The organism is Candidatus Bathycorpusculum sp., assembly GCF_009778815.1.
GTDB classification, from domain to species: Archaea; Thermoproteota; Bathyarchaeia; order Bathyarchaeales; family Bathycorpusculaceae; genus Bathycorpusculum; species Bathycorpusculum hydrogenotrophicum.
The window spans coordinates 51,876-59,314 of record NZ_WRFL01000007.1; the positions used below are offsets into that span (position 1 = coordinate 51,876).

General features: G+C 41.4%; 7 protein-coding genes. 3 read left to right on the plus strand and 4 right to left on the minus strand.

The window, feature by feature from the left end:
• Window positions 1-715: 715 nt before the first annotated feature.
• Window positions 716-1,915, minus strand: coding sequence for a GTPase (locus FWF39_RS02805; protein WP_343381917.1), 1,200 nt, complete (start codon window positions 1,913-1,915; stop codon window positions 716-718).
• Window positions 1,916-2,225: 310 nt separating this feature from the next.
• Window positions 2,226-3,602 carry a PQQ-binding-like beta-propeller repeat protein gene (locus tag FWF39_RS02810; RefSeq protein ID WP_343381918.1) on the minus strand — a complete coding sequence of 459 codons (1,377 nt, stop codon included), beginning with the start codon at window positions 3,600-3,602 and terminating at the stop codon, window positions 2,226-2,228.
• Between the two features lie 479 nt (window positions 3,603-4,081).
• Here FWF39_RS02810 and FWF39_RS02815 point away from each other — a divergent pair, with 479 nt between their 5' ends.
• Complete coding sequence (locus tag FWF39_RS02815; protein ID WP_343381919.1) at window positions 4,082-4,528, plus strand: metal-dependent transcriptional regulator; 447 nt, start codon at window positions 4,082-4,084, stop codon at window positions 4,526-4,528.
• Window positions 4,529-4,583: 55 nt separating this feature from the next.
• Here the strand turns inward: FWF39_RS02815 and FWF39_RS02820 are convergent, their stop codons facing one another.
• Window positions 4,584-4,733, minus strand: a complete 150-nt coding sequence (locus FWF39_RS02820) for a hypothetical protein (protein WP_343381920.1) — start codon at window positions 4,731-4,733, stop codon at window positions 4,584-4,586.
• Here FWF39_RS02820 and FWF39_RS02825 point away from each other — a divergent pair.
• Window positions 4,732-5,745, plus strand: coding sequence for a hypothetical protein (locus tag FWF39_RS02825; protein WP_343381921.1), 1,014 nt, complete (start codon window positions 4,732-4,734; stop codon window positions 5,743-5,745). The two genes, FWF39_RS02820 and FWF39_RS02825, sit on opposite strands and share 2 nt — an antisense overlap.
• On the opposite strand, the gene FWF39_RS02830 is transcribed toward FWF39_RS02825, so the two are convergent.
• Window positions 5,742-6,581, minus strand: a complete 840-nt coding sequence (locus FWF39_RS02830) for a hypothetical protein (protein WP_343381922.1) — start codon at window positions 6,579-6,581, stop codon at window positions 5,742-5,744. The two genes, FWF39_RS02825 and FWF39_RS02830, sit on opposite strands and share 4 nt — an antisense overlap.
• A 225-nt stretch (window positions 6,582-6,806) precedes the next feature.
• Here FWF39_RS02830 and FWF39_RS02835 point away from each other — a divergent pair, with 225 nt between their 5' ends.
• Complete coding sequence (locus FWF39_RS02835; RefSeq protein WP_343381923.1) at window positions 6,807-7,004, plus strand: hypothetical protein; 198 nt, start codon at window positions 6,807-6,809, stop codon at window positions 7,002-7,004.
• Window positions 7,005-7,439: the final 435 nt, after the last annotated feature.

Below are 7,439 nucleotides of genomic sequence, written 5' to 3' on the forward strand. Positions count from 1 at the left end.
GTCCATCAGTTAATTTATACCTGTATTAATATACTGCCCGAAATCTATCACTGCCGTCTTGTCAATCGCATAGGCCCAAAGAGGCCCAAAAATTGCCCGAAAAAGACGCAACCAAAAATATTGCGGTTGTTTGTCTTTGAAGGTGTATTATTGCGTGGGGAGACGATATCGAATTTGTTAAAGCGCAAGGTGAAAGACACTAAAGGGCGGTATTGTGGTGGATGAGCGTCGGCTGGGGCGGATTTCGATTTTGACTAATTTGGCTTTGAGTGGAGAGAGTTTATATGCTCTATGAGGAGCGGGAGTTAGTTGAGGTGGTGTTTGATGCTATGAAAAATGAGTTGGAGAATGATAAGTGTATTTGGGTGATAGTGATGCGGTTAGGGGTTATTTTTTTGTTTCGTTTCTTTGTTTGTTTTTGTATTTTCGGGTTTTGGAGAAGTTGCGGGTGGCGGATTTGGTGGGGGAGATCTCGTTGAGAGCTACTTTTTTTGCTCTCCAAGGTCTACGTCGTCAAACATGCAAATATAAAATAGCGGTTAATTGAAATCCCAAAAAAGGTCGAAACTCCACTCACAAAGTTGTCTCTCAAAAACGTATTACCCCAAAATTTGTGCAGTTGAGGTTACTAAAACAAAAAGACAACAAATTTGTTTCGGCAAAAACTGGTAGCTTGCTACAATAGCTTAACTGCCCGTGTCAAAAGTTTAGTATGTTACTCGGTTGTGCCTCGGGTTTTGACGTGGATTTCAACGATGTCTCCGTCGTCGAGTACAAAGTTTAAGCCGACTTTTTTGGGGCTAAAGGGTAGTCGTTTTGCCCAAACCATTGCAAACATAAAGTTTGAGACGAATTCTTTGTGGATGTTGCGGGCTAAATCGCCCATGGTTGCGCCTTTTTTTAGTGCGAAGGGGCGTCCGGTGTCTTGTTTGTTGCCGGGTTCTTTTGTGTAGACGCGTATGATGCCTAAGCTGGAAATCATGGCTCTGCCCAGTTCCTCAATGCCTTTTTTCTGTTCACATGACATCGCTATGATCGGCATCTTGTCACCCACATATTTTTTGAGAATGCGCAAATTATTTTCGGCGCCTTTTGTATCGAGTTTGTTGGCGACAACTACGGCGGCTTTGTAGGTAGTGGTTTCAAAGATGGAATCTTCAACATCATCGAGGGTGACTTCACCTGTGATTTTGACAATCGCATCGTTTATGCGGTAGCTACGAAGCATTGTTTCAACATCTTTCATGGTGGTGCCAATGAGTTTACCAATTAAAATGATACGCAAAGAGGTTCCAGCGTGACGACGATCAATTTCCACCCGTCCATTAGGCCGGGTTACTAACACGCGGCTCTTTTCCAACTCGGACACTAAAAGTTCTAGTTGTTCCACTGGGTTTTGGGTAAGATCCACCATTAGCAATATGCCATCTGCATTGCGTGCCACTCCAAGTGTTACAGGTCCCCACGCGCGACCATCGCCGCTTCCGTCCATAACCGCTGGTGTTTCTACTAACTGAAACTGAACATCCCCAAAATCCATAATACCCGGCACTGGTTGTCGGGTGGTAAATGTCGTTGGTGCAACAACAACGTTGGCTTTGGTGACTGCCTGCATTAGACAGCTTTTGCCCGTGTTGGTCATGCCCAGAATTGCTATCTGTGCGGAGCCTTCTTTTTCAACAAAAAGTTTGGGTCCTCCACTGCTTTTGCCTGTGCCTTTGCGTTTCTTGTCTTCCATGTCGTTTTTGATCATGGCAATTTTGCGTTTAATTTCGCCTCGGAGTTTGAGGGTACCTTTATGCTGCGGAACATACTTTAGAAATTCCTGCATCTTCTCCATTCTCTCGCGAGGACTCTTGGAGTTCTCTACTTCTTCCCATTTATCGAGTGCGTCAGGCGGCAGATTAGTAGGCATATAAACTTCGCATAACCATACATAAAAACAACTTTAAGACGTTTTCTGATTATTTTAGTAATTATATGTCGACTTGCTCTTTTCCTACTGGAAAAAATGGGTTTTTTGCATGGCTGTTTAGCGTTTTCTTGGCAAATTTGTGACATATGGATTTTGACTCTTGAGGTATGCTGTTTGAAGCCAGAGCAAAATGGTTATTTGTAGAAAGAGATTAAGCGGGAGGTGTTGTTTGCTTCCTTTTCTTTGTGATGATTAGGTGTCTACTGTTTTATTATCGTATCTAAAATGGACGGGCGGAGTTTAAGGGAGTTTACGCTACTTTTTTGTGTTTGAGTTTCAGAATAATTATTGCTATTGCCGTAAGTCCCAAAATAGTGCCTGTTATGCCCATGTAGATGAAGATCGATGCTGGTTCTGATGATGGATTGGGTGTGATTATAAAAGTCGATTCGGGGATTGCAAAAAGAGTTCTGTCGATGCTGACATATACGATACCGTTTGACACAGCAGGTGATGAGACTCTTGTAAGAGCATCAATTTTTGGTTCAACTATTGTAAAGTTCCCTATTTTTTCACCTGTTGAGACATTAAGCGCGTAGAGGTTGTAGTCATAAGAATTTACATAGGCAATACCTTTAGCGATAGCGGGTGAAGATGCTTCGTGACCATTTGGCAGGAATTCGGGGGATGTTTTGAATTTCCATACTTCGATTCCGGAATTTGCATTTATAGCATATATACCGGCATGGGTCAGTATAACAACTGTGTTGTCGCTTACCGCAGGGGTTGTAAGTACAGCATGATTGAGTGAAAAATGCCATATTTCCTCTCCGGTGCTAGCGTTTAGAGCATAGACCCCATTATTATTCGAACCGATATAGAGAACACCCTTATCGACAGCAGGCGATGATGCTCTGGGGTACTTGACCTCGATGCCTGTTGTGTGGTTCCATACTTCTTTACCAGTTGAAGCATCCAATGCATATGTTTTGCCGTCGTTTGCTTCGATATAGACCATATTGTTATCTACTGTGGGTGATGAGTTTATCTCGCTTCCGATGTTGTGTTTCCAGAGCATTTTTCCAGTTTGGGCATTTAGTGCGTAAGCTTTGCCGCTATTTGAGCCTATGTAGAGTACTCCATCGAAAACTGCGGGAGTAGATGCACTATTATTTATTTGTGAGCTCCAGATTTGTTTGCCGGTGGCGGCATTAAATGCGTATACATTACTGCTTACACCTCGAAAGTCTGAGCAGACATAGACATATCCGTCGCACACTACGGGAGATAAAAATTCTTGTGCCATATTTACTGTGGATTCCCAGATTTTTGTTCCTGTTGAGGCGTTTATACACAGTAACTGTTCGCCTTTGATGTACACTAAACCGTTAGCGATAGCTGGCGAGGAAGATATGGGATTATATGTTGAATAGTTCCAGCCTGTTGTAACAATTGTTGTGTTAGTTAAATATCCTGATCTGGTAGGATTGCCGCGAAACATTGGCCAGTTATTATCTGACGGGGAAGTTGGCAACTGTGCGGCAACATTTATGAGCGGTAACATGGGCGTTGATCTGCGAGTTGGTAGTGCTGAAGAAATCGGGCAAAATAAAGCGGTGCAGAGCAAAGTAAAGGTTATAATGACAAGAATAGCTGTTGAATAGTTTTTTAGTCCTGTAGTTGCCATAGATTGAGTACACCGCTTTTTTTGCTTAACTCCAAGGTTTAACCATTTGTTAAATAGAGAGGAGACTGATATAACGTCTCCTTATAACACCGAAACTCTCCAAATTTGCTACTGTAACGCTTGTTAACGTTTGATTTCTGCCCCATTTTTGGAGACACAACTTGTTACCCCCTTTTACCCTCTACTGCATCTTCAAATAAACTAAGATCATGCGGTGTTTGTGTGAAAAAAATTCAGCCGGCAAGGGCCGGTCTTGTTGGGAACAATTCCCTTTCTCTCTGCGACCAATCGCAGACCACCTGCTGATTGTCTCTAAAACCTCTTTTTGCTAAATTAACCGTATACCTGTTGGAAGTAGTAACTATTGTTACATTACTGATTACTTGTTGTGTGTAAGAATCAGTTTGATAGGTTAAAATCCCCGTTTAAACATACATTTTATAAGTGCTGCCGGCTGAAAGTATCTGGGAAGCGAGCTTATGGGCGAAACTGAACGTGTGGCAAGACTCAACACGACTGAGGAAACATACCTCGAAACTATAGATGAGCTCACAAAAAAGCTGGGATACGCTGTGGTAACAGATATCGCCAAAGAGCTCGATGTGAAATCTCCAAGCGTCACAAGTATGCTCAAAAAACTCGACTCTTTGGGCTTTGTTAAATATACCCCCTATCGGAACGTAATTTTAACACAAAAAGGCAACGATCTTGCAGTTTTTCTCAAAAAAAGAGAAAGCTCTCTACAAACGTTCCTTACCCTTTTGGGCGTCGATGAAGCTATCGCTGAAGAAGACGCCTGCGCCATGGAACACATCCTGTGCTCTCCAACCCTGCAAAAACTTTCCAGTTTTTTGGAATTCATCCAAACCCCTCAAGGTATTCGGATGCTGGAGAGTTTTCGAAGCTACGAAAAAATCGAAAAATAAACTGTTTTAGTATTAATTGAAGTTTTAGCGCCAAATACAGCTTTATTGGCATATTTTAGTTTTTTTCTTGACTATTTCTAAGCCATTTGTCTTTTGCAGGTCCATAGCAGAAGAAGACCTGTGCGGGTTCTATATGCAGAAGGAATATGAGGGTTGATGCATTAGCTGATTTGGGTATTAAGATATCAATTGCTACAGCAGACATGGTTAAGTATCCTTTTATTGCGCAGGCACGTGAGTTCATAGCTAAAAAAGAGTTGGAATTCAAAGATATTGTTGATGCCCCTGCGGTGAGGAAACGTGCAAAGCAGCGGATCTTGGCATCTTTTCCTGATCAACCTTTATTGCCGCCTGACAAAAATATGGAAGTAGAGATTGCTTCTTATCCAACAGCTATTATTCTTGCTTCAGCAACTGAAGATTCCTTGTTGATAACGCGTTATGCACTGCATGAGGCAAAAATAATCAAAAGATATTTGCAGTCAGAAAAAAACCCTGCGATTGTTTCGGTGATTGCAAAGTCTTTTAAATGGCAGATTCGAACTGACACCTATGGCACTTGGATACATTTTGCAAATTTCCTCAAAAATACCTCCAAGGGACGATTAATCCAAGTTTCCAAATGGAAACTAGGAAACCGCGCCCTAGATAGGGGCTGGGTGCTGGTGAGTTCTGAAGAACTATCTCGTCTCTTACAAGAAGAAGTTCAGGAAAGAATTGAAACCAGTCTCAATAACAAGGTAACTGCCTTACCCCCCGAAATCCAAGCGGATGTAGACGAGTTGAAAGAAGAGTTTCTAAAAGTAAAATCTCAATTGGAAGAAAAATTTGACATAGGTCCACGTGCAGAAGAAGGTGAATATCCTCCCTGTATTACAGCTCTTATCGATCGAGCTAAGAGCGGTGCCCATCTCTCCCATACTGAGCGAATAACCATGGTCACCTACCTGCTCCATCAAGGCGTCAGCACTGATGCTATTGCCAACTTGTTTTCAAAGGTATCTGACTTTAATGCCGAGAAGACCAAATATCAGATTGAAAACTTGGCCGGAAAAACTACTGGACAACCCTATGTTACCTACAACTGTTCTACTCTGCGAACCCATGGCGTTTGCCTCAACACCACTGATCCCATCTGTAGAAGAATCCGAAACCCACTAACTTACCACAAAATCAAACAAGGTATCCCTGCAAAAAACCCTACAGCTAAAAACTAATTGTTGTTAGTTATATTTTTTTGCGTCTGGTTGTTTTCGTATTGATTTGCGGCCTGGTTGGCGGCATCTAACCATATTCCATAACGGGGTTTTAGGGTTTCACCCAAAATTTTCCCATCTCTATCAACAAGCATCTCTAATGCTTTAGTGAAAATTAGCATGTCTGTGTCTTGGGTTCCCTGCCCATATTCTTCACGTTTTACTTTTTTTAGCTCTATCTCATCAGCAACTAGGAATATGTTTCTGTTCAGCCAAAACCCCTGCTGATACTCCGTTAGGCTTCGCCAGCCAAACTTTATTCGCATTAAACAACGCATTGGCGTATCGATTTGAGGATGGATTTTTGTAATGTATTCTTTCTCAGTTACTTTCTCATTGGTCTCTAAGCCATTGACATAGTGATAAATCGAATCCTCCGATAGTTCTGTTCCAAGCGTTTCAAAAAAGTTACTCCCCAAATCCGTCCAAATAACTGCATCAAAGCCTTTTGTTTCCACCCATTTTTTGATCGTTCCAATAACCTCTGGAACAGCATTACACCGACAGCTACCATTGAGTCGTGAATAGAATCCAATGTTTTTCTCTGTTGTTGCTTCCCTTGTTGCCAGCGCTGAAACTGCTTCGTTTAGATTAGAAAAATCGCCTATATTCCATAGTGTCTGAACTTTGGGTGCATTTTGATATAAAACAAGTGTTAGTGGTGTTTTCTCTGATATACGTGCAAATTCTATAGGTAGTTGGGGGCCATCATAATTCCAAGGACCTTTGAGTTTTAAACCTCGCGAATTCCAATAAAGCGATCCCCAACCTATCACAGCAATCTTCAGATTACTCACCATGTACTCTTTGTTCATAGTTTTTAAAAGGTCTTCTGTTTAACTAACACTGATGTTTGAAACGCTTTTTTGAGGTTATGAAATGATGAGTTGTTGTGTTTGGCTTTGTGTAGTCACAGATCTTTAAAGCGGTTCTTGTCTGTTGTATGGTAGGTTTCTGAGGTGGAATATAGTGGTTGAATGTGATGATTCTATGGTGTGTTTGACTCAGAGCAGGTGTTTGGTATGAGTTTTAACATCAACGATATTATTGGTCAAATCAGCAATTTTGTGGGTAATATCCGTGACTTTTCCAGCGGCGGGGAACCTGTGAGTGTTAATGTGGATGGTTTTAACATAGCTGTTAGCAAAAATCAAGGCCACTACGAGTTTGCCCTAAGCTTGCGTTTGGTAATTAAACCCAAACAACCCCCCTTAGTTTAGCTGTCTCTTTATTTTGTCATCTTTTTTTGGTTAGTTGGTTGTTTGTTGATTGGATAGTTGTTTCTTGTAGATTAGTAAAGTTTTTAGCGTTAAGTCTCCATTTATGCGGTGAGGAGGTTGAGTGTTTGGAGAAGAAATGTCAAGTGTGCAAAAAAACCTTCACAACCTTTGATGCCAAGGCAAAATACTGTGGTACTGCTTGTGCAAAGAAAGCCGGTAAAAAGTAAGCCGGTAAAGTCACATCTGTTTTTGTTTTAGCTCTTGTTTTTTTGGTAAACTTGGAATCTGTTGGTTGTTTGTTTTTGTTTTCTATTTTTGAGAGTGTTCACCTAAAGATAAGTAATGCGGTTTTTTGAAATGCTGTAAAGATGTCTTCAGTGGTTAATGCGTGCCAAAGTTTAAGCGTTAAATCCACCATCGCGGTCTTCTTTGAAA